The sequence below is a fragment of the Vibrio sp. GLN_1 genome, from assembly GCF_043106015.1.
Classification (GTDB): domain Bacteria; phylum Pseudomonadota; class Gammaproteobacteria; order Enterobacterales; family Vibrionaceae; genus Vibrio; species Vibrio parahaemolyticus.
In genome coordinates this window covers 51,607-66,715 of the sequence record NZ_JBICMD010000007.1, presented here as the reverse complement: position 1 = coordinate 66,715, position 15,109 = coordinate 51,607, and the positions used below count along the sequence as shown (strand labels likewise).

The window sequence follows — 15,109 nt, the reverse complement described above, 5'->3', positions numbered from 1 at the left end:
AATTGATAGCTGATGGCCTGTGACGCCCGTCACGTAAAGGCTAAACCAAATTCGAAACGAGTGAAAACTCGTCAAAACAACCAGGAAGGAATTGCGAATGTCTTCTGCATTTTACCAACAGATTCAACAGCAAATTGAAGAAGTGAAGGCTGAAGGTCTTTACAAAGCAGAGCGTATCATTACCTCTCAACAGCAAGCCGCTGTTAAAATCTCGACAGGTGAAGAAGTACTGAACTTTTGTGCGAACAACTACCTAGGCCTAGCAAACCATCCAGCGCTTATCGAAGCGGGTAAAGCAGGCATGGATGAGCACGGCTTCGGCATGGCATCAGTACGTTTTATCTGCGGTACTCAAGACATCCACAAAGAGCTAGAACAAAAGCTTTCTAAATTCCTCGGTAAAGAAGATACGATTCTTTACACCTCTTGCTTTGATGCAAACGCTGGTCTGTTTGAAACCATTCTTGGTAAAGAAGATGCGATCATTTCTGATGCACTAAACCACGCATCAATCATTGACGGTGTTCGTCTATGTAAAGCAATGCGCTTCCGTTACTCAAACAACAACATGGAAGAGCTAGAGCAACAACTGATCGCAGCGAAAGAAGCAGGTGCTCGCCACATTCTTATCGTAACGGACGGTGTGTTCTCTATGGATGGCGTAGTAGCAAACCTTCCAGCTATCTGTGACCTAGCAGAGAAGTACGGCGCATTGACGATGGTTGATGATTCTCACGCAGTTGGCTTCATGGGTAAAACGGGGGCAGGTACGCACGAGCACCACAACGTGGTTGACCGTATCGACATCATCACTGGTACGCTAGGTAAAGCAATGGGTGGCGCTTCTGGCGGCTACACATCTGGTAAAGCGGAAGTGATTGACTGGCTACGTCAGCGCTCTCGTCCATACCTATTCTCTAACTCTGTTGCACCAGCAATCGTAAACGCTTCTATCCGCGTTCTAGATCTACTAGAAGAAAGCGGCGACCTACGTGACCGTCTATGGGAAAACGCAGCGCATTTCCGTGCTCGTATGGAAGCAGCAGGCTTCACAATGGGCGGCGCAGACCATGCGATCATTCCAATTATGCTGGGCGATGCAAAAGTTGCAGCGGAGTTCGCTGAGCGTGCTTTAGAAAAAGGCATCTACGTAATCGGCTTCTCATTCCCTGTAGTACCAAAAGGCCAAGCGCGCATCCGTACTCAAATGTCAGCAGCGCACACTCGTGAGCAGCTAGATCGTGCGATCGATGCGTTCATCCAAGTTGGTAAAGACATGGGCATTATCTAAGTTCGATATCTCTCATGTTGATGCGGTTTGATGACAAAGGCTTGCCCAAATCTCCGTTGGAGCAGGCTCATTGGGTTAAGCCTTTTATCCCGCATTGTTGAGTGATGATGAACCTTATAGAGATTTTTTGTTTCGCACTGAGCGGGGCAATATTTGGTGAATACTATGAAAATTAAAGCACTATCAAAGCTAAAGCCTGAACAAGGCATTTGGATGACCGAAGTAGACAAACCTGAGGTTGGCCATAACGACATTCTGATCAAAATTAAGAAAACCGCGATTTGTGGTACAGACGTACACATTTACAACTGGGACGAATGGTCACAAAAGACAATTCCAGTACCTATGGTTGTCGGTCACGAATACGTGGGTGAAGTGGTTGCGATTGGTCAGGAAGTTCGTGGCTTTGAAATCGGTGACCGCGTATCTGGCGAAGGTCACATCACTTGTGGTCACTGTCGTAACTGTCGTGGCGGCCGTACTCACTTATGCCGTAACACTATCGGTGTGGGTGTAAACCGTGAAGGCGCATTTGCAGAATACTTGGTTATCCCAGCGTTCAACGCGTTCAAGATCCCAGACGAGATCTCTGACGATCTAGCGTCTATCTTTGACCCGTTTGGTAACGCGGTACACACTGCGCTTTCTTTCGACCTTGTGGGTGAGGACGTGCTGATCACAGGTGCTGGCCCAATCGGCATCATGGCGGCAGCGGTTGCTAAACACGTTGGTGCTCGCCATGTAGTTATCACAGACGTAAACGAATACCGTCTTGAGCTTGCTCGTAAAATGGGCGTAACACGTGCAGTAAACGTGGCTGAAGAGAAGCTTGAAGATGTAATGGCTGAACTAGGCATGACAGAAGGCTTCGACGTAGGTCTTGAAATGTCGGGTAACCCAGCTGCATTCAACTCAATGCTAACGACAATGAATCATGGTGGTCGTATCGCTCTGTTGGGTATTCCACCATCAGACATGGGTATTGACTGGAACCAAGTGATCTTCAAAGGTCTGGTTATCAAAGGCATTTACGGCCGTGAAATGTTCGAAACGTGGTACAAGATGGCTTCACTGATTCAATCTGGTTTGGATCTATCGCCAATCATCACGCACCACTACAAGATTGATGATTTCCAAGAAGGCTTTGACGTCATGCGCTCTGGCATGTCGGGCAAAGTTATTCTTGATTGGGAATAGTCAGTTTTAGTAAGAAAGCGCTCCAAAAGGGGCGCTTTTTGTTTATTTTAGCCCTATCTTTTTCGTCCATTTTCTTAATTTCAGCCTAGAATTTTACTGCCGTTTAATAACCAATTTCCTGCTCGACTCTGTTCAAATCGACTTTATTTTCTTCTGAAACTTCAGCAAAGCTTCACTTTCCGTATTTAGAATAACCAAATGACCTTTTTAATTTTAAGGGTATTTTGTGGTTTTATATCTCGTAAAAGTTGTTTTTTGTGGTTATTTATTTTTTAAGTATGCCTGTTTTTATACCTAACTTACTTCTTTTATATGTTTCGTATTTTATATGCACTTAGTTTGTCATACTTGAGCTATAACTAATAAAACAATCATCGATATACAGTGGAATGTTAGAAAATGGAGCTTTATATGAAAAGAATATATTTGATGATGCCTCTGTTATTAACGTCATTCAGTTGGCAAGCAAACGGCGCCTCAGTGAGCGGCACCATTGATGTTTCCATTAACCTTGTACAAGGTTGTGTGATCAACGGAAATAATGCGGTAGACACTGCTTCTGGTATTGGTTTTGGTTCACTTGATTTCGGCGACGTGCCAGCGATCTTTACTGAGCAAGATGCTGTGGTCAATGGTGGCAGCGCGACGGGCATTGAAGTGCTCTGTAGTAACGGTGTGACTCCGACCTTTACACTTGGCACTGGTTTGTATGACGGAAGTGTAGCAGCTGGCTCCTACGCGATGTCGAATGGTTCCGAGTATATCGAATATAAGCTGTTTACCGATTCAGACAGAAATACCCAAATCGTGCAAAATGGAACGGTGGCGCTTACTGAGTTTACGACCGCAACGGCTCAGACCATTGAGCTTTTTGCGAAAGCTTACGGTACGAGCAGCACTGCGGGATCGTACTCAGATACAATCAGTGTGACATTAAGCTGGTAAACCGTGACGCTGGTTGTTAGAGGCTTTTCACTTGTCGTGATGAGTTGGTGTTCTTCAACTGTGCTGGCTGATGTGACAGAAACCTTTCAAGTATCAGCAACAGTAGACACAGGCTGTTTGATTAATGGCGCAGTACAAGAAGAGAGCGCAACACAAGTTGGACAAATAGGAACGTTGGATTTTGGTGAACATTCTTCTGTTTATGCGGCGGAAGTACAAGGCAATGTCACATACAGCTCATCACTTACATTAAGTTGTACTCCGGGTATTGCGATGAATGTTTCTCTAAACGGTGGGCTGAATTCATCGGATGGCGTGCGCAAGTTAAAGCATAGCGAAGAGGTCACGACGGTAGACTACTTTTTGTTTCAGGATCTGGATTACACACAAGTGCTTGATATCGATACACGATATTCCGTCGATACCACTCAAGACCCAGATAATATTCAGTTTCCTATCTGGGCAAAGGCAATAATAAATGGGAATGAAATAGCCGGAATTTATATGGATACGCTTACGCTGACCTTAGAGTGGTAAGTGATGTTTCGGAGGGATGAAATGGAATTCATACTCAAAAAATCATTATTAATAGCGACCTTCCTTTTTGTTTTTATCTCCAATACTAACGCCAATTCATTATTAATTTGGCCGATCTACCCCAAAATAACAGCGGAGACGAATGCGACATACCTTTGGATGGTGAATAAAGGCAACGTTGATTCTTACTTACAAGTGAGGATTTTTAAATGGGGACAAAATGAAGGTGAAGATAACTATTCTAATCAAAATCAACTGATTGCCACGCCACCATTTGTCAAAATTGAACCTGGTGAAAAACAGCTGATTCGTATCCTCAATCAAGATGAAGCCGCAGCAGGTAAAGAGTACGCTTACCGAGTGATCATCGATGAACTGCCTCCAACTCACGACCCTCTAACCGATTCGATGGAAAATGAACTCGCTGTTAAAGTTCGAATGCGCTACTCCATCCCCTTATTTATCTATGGAAAAGGGCTTAACAATACTCAACAGCAGAATAAGGACAGTGAGTTGTGGAATGGTTTGCAAGCTCAATTGATTAAGAAAAATAATCAACGTTTTATTCACATTAAAAACTCAGGAAATCATCATGTGCGTCTGGTGAATTTACAACTGGATTCTCCGAATAAAGAACCGTTAATGATTTCTGAAGGATTAGCCGGTTATATTCTTCCAGAGCAATATAAGGTTTGGCCTATTTCATATAAGAATATAAACAATATGAGTTTGAGTGCGAATATTGGAGGTAAACGCTACAAAATACCATTGACGCAATAATGATAATAATGAACAGACGCAATGAAATGTATGTCTTGCTTTGGGTTGGATTACTAAGTATGGCGTGGAGCAATATTGGCCTTTGTGCGAACTCACCCAACAGTTTTTCTGAGTTACCGAGTCCTGAAAACTTTTCTTTTGATAAGTTTAACAATATTAGCTTGAAACTAGAATTGGTGATCAATCAAAGAGCGACGGGGCATATTACCGAAGTCGAGCGCATTGGCGAGCAGTACTTTCTCCAGCGGCAAGATCTAATAGCGGTTGGCGTTACGGCCAAATCGTTGCCAGGAACGGAAGACAGGATTGACGTTTCTTCCATTGCAGGGGTTAACGTGCGTTATTTGCAATCGTCATTGCAACTGGCGATCGACGTTCCGCCGAACTGGCTGCCGATGCAGAGTTTATCTGCACACGATATGGGGCGATTTTCTCCAGCTAAGTTTGGTCGTGGGGGACTGTTTAACTACAACGTTTTTGGTGTGTATGAAAACGAAAGCCAACAAAAGGAGGTTTCTATCGATCATGAAATCAGAGCCTTTTCTGAGTTTGGCGTTTTTTCTACAACGGGAATATTTAAATCCAATTTTCATCGCGATGTTCAGTCTCAGCAAAGCAGTCAATACACCCGTTTCGATACAGGGTATGAGTACGCCAATCAGGCGCGCCGACTTCGTTTGGAAGTCGGAGACTACATCGTCCGTCCTTTGTCTTGGAGTCAGCCGGTGAGAATGGCGGGCATTCAGTTGTCGCATGACTTTTCTATGCGCCCCGACGTAGTGACGACGCCATTGCCAGCGTTTTATGGTGAGGTCACTGCGCCCACGACCTTGGATTTATTCATAAATGGCTTTAAAACCGATTCAATGGCCGTCGGGCCAGGCCCTTTCGTTATCAACGACATTCCCATGATCTCTGGCGCGGGTGAAGCAACTGTCATTGCGACTGATGCTCAAGGCCGACAAACGGTCATGACCAGTCCGTTTTTCCTATCTTCCGATTTGTTGAAAACAGGATTTACTTCCTACAGTGCCAGTATTGGTGCGCTCAGAGAAGATTTTGGAAACGCATCGAATGAATATGGTGCTGGCGGCGTTGTTGTAGCGATGCGTCATGGCATGACGGATTGGTTAACCTTGGAAACACAAGCTGAAGCAAAAGATGACCTAATTGTTGCAGGGCTGGGTTTTGTTAGTAATGCGTTCAACTTAGGTACGGTAGATGCCTCATTTCGAGTCAGTAATTTTAAAGACCAATCCAGCTCATACGCGCTGAGTTACAGTTACCAATCTAGGTTGTTTAGCTTCGCTGCTAGAACGCAAGTGGAGCAAGCTGATTTCTATACCCTGTCACATTTGCCAAATTACGAGAAGCTTAATAAAGGGGAGGAGGCATCGCTGAAGTCTCGCCATGTATCGCAAGTCAATATGGGAGTACGGCTAGGGGATTGGGGCTCACTTTCCGGTGGTTATTTCGATATTCAGCAAACCGATTCTAGCTCGCGTACACTCAATCTTACGTACAGTTATGCTCTGCCTTTTGATATTAATATGTCGCTCTCTTACAACCACAGTATTGGTGGTCAGGCAGTGACATTAGCACAGTTCTCGTTGCCCTTTGGTTCGCTTGGCGGCAGTGCTGGCTTAACGCTGAAAAGGGAAGATGATGGCGATGCGCGAGGGCGAGTTGGATACAGTCGCCTCGCGCCTATAAAAGGCGGTTGGGGTATTAACTTAGCACATGACCTCAATGAAGATCCTGAAAACCGTAAGCAAGCCGATTTGACCTATCGTGCCTCGTGGGCTCAGTTTCGAGGAGGGCTCAATGGCACCAGTGGGAATTATGATTATTTTGCGGAAATGGCGGGTTCAGTCTCGACATTGGATGGCAAAATCTTCCCTGCTAACGAAGTGTATGACAGCTTTGCCGTGGTCAGCACCAGCGGTTTTGACGGTATTCCGGTTAAATATGAAAACCAAATTGTTGGCGTGACTGACGAGGATGGCTATTTGCTAGTGCCTTGGGCTACCGCGTATTACACCGCCAAATATGAAATTGACCCACTCACTTTACCAGCGAATGCGGCATTTTCGACGACAGAGCAGTTCGCTTCGATACATGCAGGTTACGGTTATTTATTAGAGTTTCCCATTGAGCTGCAAATTGCATTGAGTATGACCGTTGTGGATGAAAATCACCTAGTCCTGCCGCTTGGCACGTTTGGGCGTTCAGAGACAGGATTAGTCAGTCAAATTGGGTGGGATGGGTTTACCTACTTTGAAGGCATTGATCCGGGCAGTTACATTCTGTTTTATCCTCAAGGGCAGTCACCATGTAAAGTTTCAATTGAAGGGTTGTATGAGCGCGAGAGTCAAAAAATACAAACACTGAATAGTCTGGTTTGCCTCAAAACAGAAGATGAGGCGGCACTATGATTTTGCATCGCTGGCTGGCTAGTCTACTTCTCTTTTTCTCCTGTTCGACAATGGCATGTGAGATCACGGCGCTAACACCTTCAATCCAGTTTGGCAATGTTTCTTCATTTACGGTGTCGAGCACTCAGCAACAAAGTTCAGCTCAGCCTCATGCCGGGATAACGTGTGACTTTTCGACACTTGTGTCGTTGTTGAGTGGCGACTATGTGTCCGTCACATTTACCAGCCTCAATGGTGGGCAGATGACCACCCAAGGAGATGCCAGTTCGGTAATTAACTATCAGATCTTTGGCGATTCAAGCCTTTCAGAAGAGTATGTTTTTGGCCAATTGCACACCTTCACAGACACCGACTTGTTAGATTTGTTGGGGCTGTTTGGAGACCAAGTTGAGTTCCCTCTTTATGCTCGGACGGGAGCTGGAAGTAACCTTTCGGCCGGAACTTATACAGACCAAATTATGGCGTCTTGGGATTGGAATTACTGCAAGGGCGTAGGTCTACCAGGAGTATGTATTATGCGGAATGAGGGGAGTGCTCAAAGTACTATTACGGTCGAGTTGGAAGTGACTCCCGACTGTATGATAACCGCGCCGGATATTGATTTTGGTTCATCCCCATTGGTGGCGGGCTTCGATCCCGTTAGTCAGGTTATATCGTTAACTTGTACCAAGAACAGTTCCTTCACCATTGGTTTAAACGACGGCGTAAATGCTTCAGGAGGCCAACGAAGGATGGCATCTGATGGTAACTATTTGGAATATGAAATCTATAAGTCTTCATCGACGGAGCGCTGGGGCTCGGCTGGTGCTGAGCGCCGCGAACAGAGTGATGTCGATACTGGCGACGCCATTCCAGATGGTATCACTCCACAGAACTACAATTATCGCGCGCAGATAATGGCAAGCCAAACTACCCCTCCCGCGGGCACTTATACCGACTCAATAATCGTTGATGTTCAATTTTGAGCATCATATCAATTGCATGACTAGAGGAGTTGATTCCAAAGTTTGTTTGCAATCATAGTTTCCACTCTGTAACGACCGAATCCTGTGAGATTAGTATGGCTTTGCTTTTACAACACTTCACTTGAAGGGATAAGGAAAATCATGAAAAAGTCACTTACAGCGATTGGATTGTCTTTGGTATTCGTTGGTTCGGCCAACGCAGCAAACTGGGGTTACGAAGGAAGTCACGGACCAGAGCATTGGGGCGAGTTTGCTTCTGAATGTGCGCAAGGTAAAAACCAAAGCCCGATTGATATTCATGCGGCGACGCAAGCTGAATTAGCAAAACTGCAATTGGATTACCAAGGCAAAGTGGTTGCGCTAACAAACAATGGTCACACATTGCAAACCAGCATTGAGGGAGAGAATGTTCTGACCATTGATGGCAAAGCGTTTGCTTTAAAGCAGTTTCATTTCCACACACCATCTGAAAACCATGTCGACGGCAAATCTTACCCATTGGAAGCGCATTACGTTCATGCCGATGAGCAAGGCAATCTCGCAGTAGTGGCGGTATTTTTTGAACAAGGCAAAGCCAATCCGGCGTTGGCGAATCTGCTAGAAAATGTGCCGGAAAGAGATCAAAACGTAGCGATTCGCGCTTCTTTCGATGCAAACGCGTTGATTCCTAGCGACAAAGACTACTACCGATTTAACGGCTCATTGACCACGCCACCATGTTCAGAAGGCGTGCGTTGGCTTGTGATCAAAGATCCACAAAGCATTTCGGCAGAGCAAATTGCGCAATTTGAACACGTCATGGGGGAAAATAATCGTCCAGTTCAACCGCTCAATGCGCGTATGGTTCTTACCAAATAACCGATGTTTTTTGAGGTTTGGTAAGCCCGAAATAAAACAAAGCCCACTCAATGTTGAGTGGGCTTTGTGTGTTTAAGAGCGAATTAAAAACCGCTGTCTTCTTGATTTTTCGCCATTTGAATCGGGTCGAGCTTCAGTGTTTGAGTTGGGAACGCTATATCTGCGTTGTGCTCTTTAATGATGCCGACGACTTTCAATAAGACGTCTTGTTTCACTTCGTGGTATCTCACCCAGTTCACGGTTTTCGTGAAGGTGTAGATAAAGAAGTTCAACGATGATGGGCCAAAGGTATCAAAGTTCACAATCAAGGTTTGGCGCGTATCGATGTCTTTGTGATTCTTTAACATTTCGCGCACTGCGGTGATGATTTCTGGCACTTTGTCGGCATCATCGTAACGTAAGCCCACCACTTCGTAGATTCGACGGTTTAGCATTCGGGAAGGGTTTTCAACCACGATGTTGCTAAACACGGAGTTCGGCACATAAAGTGGGCGTTTATCAAACGTGCGGATGCTGGTCATGCGCCAACCAATGCGCTCTACGGTGCCTTCGATTTGACGATCTGGAGAGCGAATCCAATCGCCTACTTTGAATGGACGATCGAAGTAAATCATCAAACCACCGAAGAAGTTCGACAGCAAATCTTTTGCAGCAAGACCTACGATTAAGCCACCCACACCACCAAACGTCAGCAGACCAGACAGAGACAAGCCAAATGCCTGCATGATGGTTAATACGCCGATAGTGATGATGAATAATCGCCCAACTTTTGCGATGGCTTGAACGGTGGTTTCGTCTCGGTTTTTCTGTTCCAGAACGAAATCTTCGATATTGGTGATCAGCCGCATGACGGTCCATACGAAGACGCTGATAATAAGAATCAGCTTGAGCGTGCTCAGCCAGTTGATCTTGTCATTCAGTTCGCTTTCTAAAATGATGCCGAGTGACACCGTAGCAGGCCAACACCAAATGAGTGTGCTCACTGGCGCTTTGAGCGCATCAAGCAACATGTTATCCCAATGAAAAGGGGTTTTCTCGACAAGAATTGCAAGACGGGAACGGATCACTCGCCAAGCAATCCATGCGATAAAACTGGCTAACGTGATAAAAAGAACACTTCCGCTCCAATCCTGACTATGCGCTTGTACATAGTTTTGTAAATCGGTAAACCACTGTGACATAAGTAACTTTTATTTCTGATGAACCATGGTGGGAAAGGTAGCAGATATTGAAGTATCACCCCAGTAATTTCCGGGATTTCATCCATTTATCACTATTATCTGATGAATTTTGAATCGAAAGCGGACGCGTGCAAGCCTTGCCATACCTTTGCTGAGCGCAAATATTCGAACGATCAATTATAAGTTCTCTGACTTATCGCTAACATTTATCTCAAGCAAGTGTGAGAGTGTATTGGCACTTGAATTATCGGAGGCAGATATGGAATTTACAGAGCTGGATAGAAATGCGCTCTACGACATCTGGATGTCACAAAAAGCCAAAATGCACATCACTCAAATGGAAATGGCAAAACGCCTAGGTTTGAGCCTACATGAGTTTTCTGGCTTGTTACGTGGTAATTCGCCACTGACGCTAGGTTTTATCAAACAACTTTGTGAACAGCTGCATGTGCGTCCTGGGCAAGTGATTCCATCATTGACTGAGAGAGAACTGTCGGCGGCGGGATCGGTTCATTTGCAAAACCGAGTGACAGTGGATGGTGACATCCGCAATGTGTTCATTGAAGGCAACCAAGTCGTCATTGAGTACGTTCACCAAGTTAGCTAGCTTGCTCGTCAAATTATCGGGTTGAAGAGCAATAAAAAAACGAGCCAATTGAGGCTCGTTTTTTCGTTTCTGCTTTCTGCGTATTCGTAAAGATTATGGGATTTTCACCAACGAATCGCGAGATAGGTCAGCAATGGTTTTTGCGCCAGTCAGCGTCATAGCCACGCGCATTTCTTTGTCGTATAGGTCGAGTAGGTTTTCTACGCCAGCGCCACCTTGTGCAGCAAGCGCGTAAACGAATGAACGACCAAGCAGCGTACAGTCTGCGCCAAGTGCAAGCATACGAACAACATCCAAACCAGTACGAATACCAGAGTCTACGAAGATCTTCAGATCGCCTTTTACGGCGTCCGCAATGCTTGGCAGAGCTTTCGCTGTTGATAGTACACCATCGAGCTGACGACCACCGTGGTTTGATACCACAATGCCATCTGCACCGAAACGTACCGCATCTTTCGCGTCTTCTTCATCCAGAATACCTTTGATGACCATTGGGCCATCCCAAAAATCACGAATCCACTCAAGATCTTTCCAAGAGATCGATGGGTCGAAGTTCGCGCCCAACCAGCCGATGTAGTCTTCTAGTTTCGTTGGTTCACCACGATACGTTGAGATGTTACCAAGATCGTGTGGCTTACCTAGCAAGCCAACATCCACCGCCCAGCTTGGGTGACGCATGGCTTGGAATACGCGGCGCATTGCTGCGTTAGGGCCACTCATACCAGAGTGCATGTCACGGTAACGCGCACCTGGAACTGGCATGTCTACCGTGAACACTAATGTAGTAACGCCTGCTGCTTTTGCACGCTCAAGAACGTTTTTCATAAAGCCGCGGTCTTTTAGCACGTATAGCTGGAACCACATTGGACGCTTAATGGCTGGTGCCACTTCTTCAATCGGACAAACCGACACAGTCGACATGGTAAAAGGAATGCCTTTTTTCTCTGCCGCTTTTGCTGCTTGTACTTCACCACGGCGAGCGTACATGCCAGTTAGACCAACAGGTGCCAGTGCGATTGGCATCGCAAGTTTCTCACCGAAAATCTCGGTCTCCAGACTCAAGTCTGTCATATCGCGTAGGACGCGCTGGCGTAGTGCAACATCGCCTAAATCGTCAGTATTACGCTTCAGAGTGCGTTCGTCGTAAGAGCCGCCATCAATATAATGGAATAGAAACGGAGGTAGCTTGGCTTTCGCGGCAGCGCGGTAATCGGTAGAAGCTGAGATAATCATAATTGTGTCCTAGCGGTTATTCTAAGCAAAGTTGTGGAGCATTTGCTCTTAAGTGAGCTTTCATCGCACTAAGCGCTAAAAGCATCAAAATGAGTATAGTTACCTTTGCATCACTTACTTTTGAATCGGTGATTTAGGTAACCCACTTACATAATTGGTTGAACAATCTTGATTTAATCGCTCAGTCAGTTATGCAAATTGGAAAGGTGACACAGCTGCCGGGGGAATTGATGTAGCAAGCTAAATCAACATGTCGGGGTAGTAGTGCTGACAGCTGTGTCAAATCGGGCAGGGCAGTGAGCCCTGCATTCGTATTACTTCATCAAGACGTCGGTGAGTTGGAATCCGTAAATCAGAACCAAACCGATGATGCCTGTCATTACTAGGTAGTAGAACGTTGGGATGATCGTCTTACGCAAGGTTGCGCCTTCACGACCTAGTAGACCGACGGTTGCGGATGCCGCCACCACGTTGTGAATGGCAATCATGTTACCCGCAGCCGCGCCAACGGCTTGCAGTGACACTACAACCACGCTTGAGATAGATAATGTCTGCGCGACTTCGAATTGGAACTGGCTGAACATCATGTTCGATACGGTATTCGAACCCGCGATGAATGCACCTAGTGCACCAACCGTTGCACTCAGTGCTGGGAATGCAGAGCCAACGAGGTCTGAGGCAAAGTTCGCGGTTGTTACAGGCATACTTGCTAGGTCAGCACCGTTCACTCCTGAGTTGATGAAGATACGTACCATCGGGATAGTGAACACCAATACGAAGCCTGCACCGATTAGCGTTTTGCTTGACTCGCCGAATGCTTCACGCAAAGGTTTTGCGCTACCGCTTTGCAATACAGCAGCAAGCAGAGCAACGAACACCAGTACACCACCAGGAAGGTAAAGCGGCTGAATGGCAGCGCTAACGCCTGTCTCGCCTAGAATGTTGCTAAACGACACGCTGATGCTTTGAAGTAGACCTTTAAACTCCGAGCTTACGCGGCTTGCTACCAAAATAACGGCCAGCATTACATAAGGAATCCACGCTTTTACCAAGCTCATTGGCTTACCAGGATTGTCGTGCAGATCCACTTTCAAAGAGCCTAGCCACTCTGTTGGCCATTTGTCTTCGCTTTCAAAATCCCATTTTGTTTTAGGAACTAGGAAGCCTTTTTTCGCAGCAGTTACGACGATAGAAAGACCAACCAAACCACCAATCAGCGATGGAAACTCAGCGCCCAAGAACACGCCAGTTAATGCGTAAGGAACGGTAAATGACACACCTGCGAATAGCGCAAACGGTAGAATATCCAGACCTTCGCTCCAGCTTCTGTTCTTGCCGAAGAAACGTGTTAACATCATCGCCATCAATACAGGAATCATCGTACCAACCACGGCATGAATTACGGCAACGTTAGCCGTGATGTGCTGTAGGTATGCTTCCCATGTTGAGCCTTGAGCTGCCAACGCTTCACTGATGTTGTGCGTATCCAAACCTTTGTTTACACCCACTATAATCGGCGTACCCACTGCACCAAACGATACTGGTGTTGATTGAATCATCATGCCCATTAGTACCGCCGCTAGGGCAGGGAAACCGATCGCAACCAATAGTGGTGCGGCGATCGCTGCTGGTGTACCAAAGCCCGATGCACCTTCGATGAATGAGCCAAAGCACCAAGCAATAATGATGGCTTGAACTCGACGATCGGCAGATATATCGGTAAATCCGTTACGGATAGTGGTGATCGCTCCAGTGTGTTTTAAAGTGTTGAGCAAGAAGATGGCACCAAACACGATCCAAAGAACAGAGACAGTAATTCCTAAACCTTGGAATACTGATGCCAGTACGCGAGTAGCTGACATATCCCAAAACATTAGGGCGATAGCGACGGTTAAACCGAACGCAACAGGCATCGCTTTTTTAGCAGGCCAGTTGAGACCAACCAATAAAATGGCGGCAACAACAATTGGCGAAAAGGCCACTAGGGCTAGTAGGGTTTCACTCATTTGTACATCCTTCGTACGCTGACTTCTCGAACGGTGTCAATCCGCTGTAGAGGCGACTTTTTGTTGTAATGGTTTTGTTAATTTGGCGTGAATTTACTCCTTTATTTTTTATTGATATAGGGAAATAATGAAAATAATTAATTCCAAAAGTGACATAATTGTATGCGAGCAGACGACTTAATCCTGTTTTCTCAGGTCATCGAATTAGGCAGTTTTAGTAAGGTTGCAGAGGCAAATAACCTTACAAATTCGGTAGTTAGCAAAAGAATGGCGCGACTAGAAGAAGAGATAGGTGCACAACTATTATATCGAACTACGCGCAAATTGACCCTGACCGAAGCTGGGAAGGTGTTGTTACACAGTGCTAAAAATGTGAAGCAAGCCACTCAGGAGGCTATGGACGCTGTTGCAGGCTTTGGAGAGAATGTGAGCGGTCATATCAAGATGTCGGTGCCGACTATCTCCGGTGACTTGATTCTTGCCGACGCGGTGGCGGAGTTTTGTAACCTTCATCCGGGGCTCACTGTCGATATGTCGCTCGATAATCGCTTTGTTGATCTTGTCGCCGATGGTTACGATTTGGTCATCCGAACCGGTTACTTGGAAGACTCCAGTTTAATTGCTCGGCACATACTCGACTCTCAATGGGTGGTATGCGCATCGCCTTCTTATATTGCTAAAAACGGCAAACCTATCGAACCTATCGATCTGACTTCGCACAACTGTTTGCAATACGCTTATCAAACCACCGGTGCATCGGAGTGGGAATTTAAGAGTGACGAAGGCAATTATATTGTTCGAGTCTCTGGAAGCTTTTCAACCGACAATGCCACTGCTCTGCGCAAAGCAGCATTAGGCGGACACGGCATTGCGTATGTGCCTCGCTGTTTGGTGTACCACGATATTCGTAATGGCCAGCTGGTGGATATTTTCCCCGAACTGGTCGGCAAAAAGCTGGGCATTTATGCGGTATATCCGTTTACGCGTCAGCCGCCGAATAAGGTTAAGCTGCTTATCGAGCACATTCGCGAACGCTACCTCACCATTTCTCATTACTTCTAGGTGCTTCATATT

General features: G+C 46.0%; 13 protein-coding genes. 10 read left to right on the top strand and 3 right to left on the bottom strand.

From position 1 onward, the window contains the following. Positions 1-97 precede the first annotated feature (97 nt). From ACF8OV_RS02975 to ACF8OV_RS02940, 8 genes are all read left to right on the top strand, one after another. Positions 98-1,291, top strand: a complete 1,194-nt coding sequence (locus ACF8OV_RS02975) for a glycine C-acetyltransferase (RefSeq protein WP_005478319.1) — start codon at positions 98-100, stop codon at positions 1,289-1,291. Between the two features lie 165 nt (positions 1,292-1,456). After that, on the top strand, positions 1,457-2,488 hold the full coding sequence (gene tdh / locus ACF8OV_RS02970; RefSeq protein WP_005478141.1) for an L-threonine 3-dehydrogenase: 1,032 nt from the start codon (positions 1,457-1,459) through the stop codon (positions 2,486-2,488). A 399-nt stretch (positions 2,489-2,887) separates the two neighbouring features. Continuing rightward, on the top strand, positions 2,888-3,433 hold the full coding sequence (locus tag ACF8OV_RS02965) for a spore coat U domain-containing protein (protein ID WP_005478315.1): 546 nt from the start codon (positions 2,888-2,890) through the stop codon (positions 3,431-3,433). Between the two features lie 39 nt (positions 3,434-3,472). Beyond that, complete coding sequence (locus ACF8OV_RS02960; RefSeq protein WP_203503783.1) at positions 3,473-3,970, top strand: spore coat U domain-containing protein; 498 nt, start codon at positions 3,473-3,475, stop codon at positions 3,968-3,970. A gap of 21 nt (positions 3,971-3,991) precedes the next feature. After that, positions 3,992-4,750 (top strand): molecular chaperone, encoded by a 759-nt coding sequence (locus ACF8OV_RS02955; RefSeq protein ID WP_203503480.1) that lies wholly within the window; start codon positions 3,992-3,994, stop codon positions 4,748-4,750. Between the two features lie 59 nt (positions 4,751-4,809). Next, a complete protein-coding gene (locus ACF8OV_RS02950) occupies positions 4,810-7,185 on the top strand; it encodes a fimbria/pilus outer membrane usher protein (RefSeq protein WP_203503477.1) in 2,376 nt (791 codons plus the stop codon). Next, positions 7,182-8,150: a spore coat U domain-containing protein gene (locus ACF8OV_RS02945; RefSeq protein WP_203503473.1), complete on the top strand. Its 969-nt coding sequence runs from the start codon at positions 7,182-7,184 to the stop codon at positions 8,148-8,150. Before ACF8OV_RS02950 ends, ACF8OV_RS02945 begins: the two co-directional genes overlap by 4 nt. Positions 8,151-8,291: 141 nt before the next feature. Then, a complete protein-coding gene (locus tag ACF8OV_RS02940) occupies positions 8,292-9,008 on the top strand; it encodes a carbonic anhydrase (protein ID WP_203503470.1) in 717 nt (238 codons plus the stop codon). A gap of 83 nt (positions 9,009-9,091) precedes the next feature. Here ACF8OV_RS02940 and ACF8OV_RS02935 read toward each other — a convergent pair whose 3' ends face one another. After that, on the bottom strand, positions 9,092-10,189 hold the full coding sequence (locus ACF8OV_RS02935) for a mechanosensitive ion channel family protein (RefSeq protein WP_005462887.1): 1,098 nt from the start codon (positions 10,187-10,189) through the stop codon (positions 9,092-9,094). Positions 10,190-10,448: 259 nt separating this feature from the next. Here ACF8OV_RS02935 and ACF8OV_RS02930 point away from each other — a divergent pair, with 259 nt between their 5' ends. Next, on the top strand, positions 10,449-10,796 hold the full coding sequence (locus ACF8OV_RS02930; protein ID WP_005462888.1) for a helix-turn-helix transcriptional regulator: 348 nt from the start codon (positions 10,449-10,451) through the stop codon (positions 10,794-10,796). Positions 10,797-10,889: 93 nt separating this feature from the next. Here the strand turns inward: ACF8OV_RS02930 and lldD are convergent, their stop codons facing one another. Together lldD and ACF8OV_RS02920 are read right to left on the bottom strand one after the other, a co-directional pair. Continuing rightward, the gene (gene lldD / locus ACF8OV_RS02925; RefSeq protein ID WP_203503467.1) at positions 10,890-12,029 is read right to left on the bottom strand and encodes an FMN-dependent L-lactate dehydrogenase LldD; all 1,140 of its coding nucleotides are present in this window, start codon (positions 12,027-12,029) and stop codon (positions 10,890-10,892) included. 314 nt (positions 12,030-12,343) lie between these two features. Next, positions 12,344-14,035 carry an L-lactate permease gene (locus ACF8OV_RS02920; RefSeq protein ID WP_203503457.1) on the bottom strand — a complete coding sequence of 564 codons (1,692 nt, stop codon included), beginning with the start codon at positions 14,033-14,035 and terminating at the stop codon, positions 12,344-12,346. A gap of 162 nt (positions 14,036-14,197) precedes the next feature. Between ACF8OV_RS02920 and ACF8OV_RS02915 the strand changes: the two genes are divergently transcribed. Further along, positions 14,198-15,097, top strand: coding sequence for a LysR family transcriptional regulator (locus tag ACF8OV_RS02915; protein ID WP_005499789.1), 900 nt, complete (start codon positions 14,198-14,200; stop codon positions 15,095-15,097). Positions 15,098-15,109: the final 12 nt, after the last annotated feature.

What these genes read in the sequence shown, in the direction of transcription:
- ACF8OV_RS02975 (WP_005478319.1), top strand. Translation starts at nt 98, where the DNA reads ATGTCTTCTGCATTTTACCAACAGATTCAACAGCAAATTGAAGAAGTG.
- tdh (WP_005478141.1), top strand. Translation starts at nt 1,457, where the DNA reads ATGAAAATTAAAGCACTATCAAAGCTAAAGCCTGAACAAGGCATTTGG.
- ACF8OV_RS02965 (WP_005478315.1), top strand. Translation starts at nt 2,888, where the DNA reads ATGGAGCTTTATATGAAAAGAATATATTTGATGATGCCTCTGTTATTA.
- ACF8OV_RS02960 (WP_203503783.1), top strand. Translation starts at nt 3,473, where the DNA reads ATGAGTTGGTGTTCTTCAACTGTGCTGGCTGATGTGACAGAAACCTTT.
- ACF8OV_RS02955 (WP_203503480.1), top strand. Translation starts at nt 3,992, where the DNA reads ATGGAATTCATACTCAAAAAATCATTATTAATAGCGACCTTCCTTTTT.
- ACF8OV_RS02950 (WP_203503477.1), top strand. Translation starts at nt 4,810, where the DNA reads ATGGCGTGGAGCAATATTGGCCTTTGTGCGAACTCACCCAACAGTTTT.
- ACF8OV_RS02945 (WP_203503473.1), top strand. Translation starts at nt 7,182, where the DNA reads ATGATTTTGCATCGCTGGCTGGCTAGTCTACTTCTCTTTTTCTCCTGT.
- ACF8OV_RS02940 (WP_203503470.1), top strand. Translation starts at nt 8,292, where the DNA reads ATGAAAAAGTCACTTACAGCGATTGGATTGTCTTTGGTATTCGTTGGT.
- ACF8OV_RS02935 (WP_005462887.1), bottom strand. Translation starts at nt 10,189, where the DNA reads ATGTCACAGTGGTTTACCGATTTACAAAACTATGTACAAGCGCATAGT.
- ACF8OV_RS02930 (WP_005462888.1), top strand. Translation starts at nt 10,449, where the DNA reads ATGGAATTTACAGAGCTGGATAGAAATGCGCTCTACGACATCTGGATG.
- lldD (WP_203503467.1), bottom strand. Translation starts at nt 12,029, where the DNA reads ATGATTATCTCAGCTTCTACCGATTACCGCGCTGCCGCGAAAGCCAAG.
- ACF8OV_RS02920 (WP_203503457.1), bottom strand. Translation starts at nt 14,035, where the DNA reads ATGAGTGAAACCCTACTAGCCCTAGTGGCCTTTTCGCCAATTGTTGTT.
- ACF8OV_RS02915 (WP_005499789.1), top strand. Translation starts at nt 14,198, where the DNA reads ATGCGAGCAGACGACTTAATCCTGTTTTCTCAGGTCATCGAATTAGGC.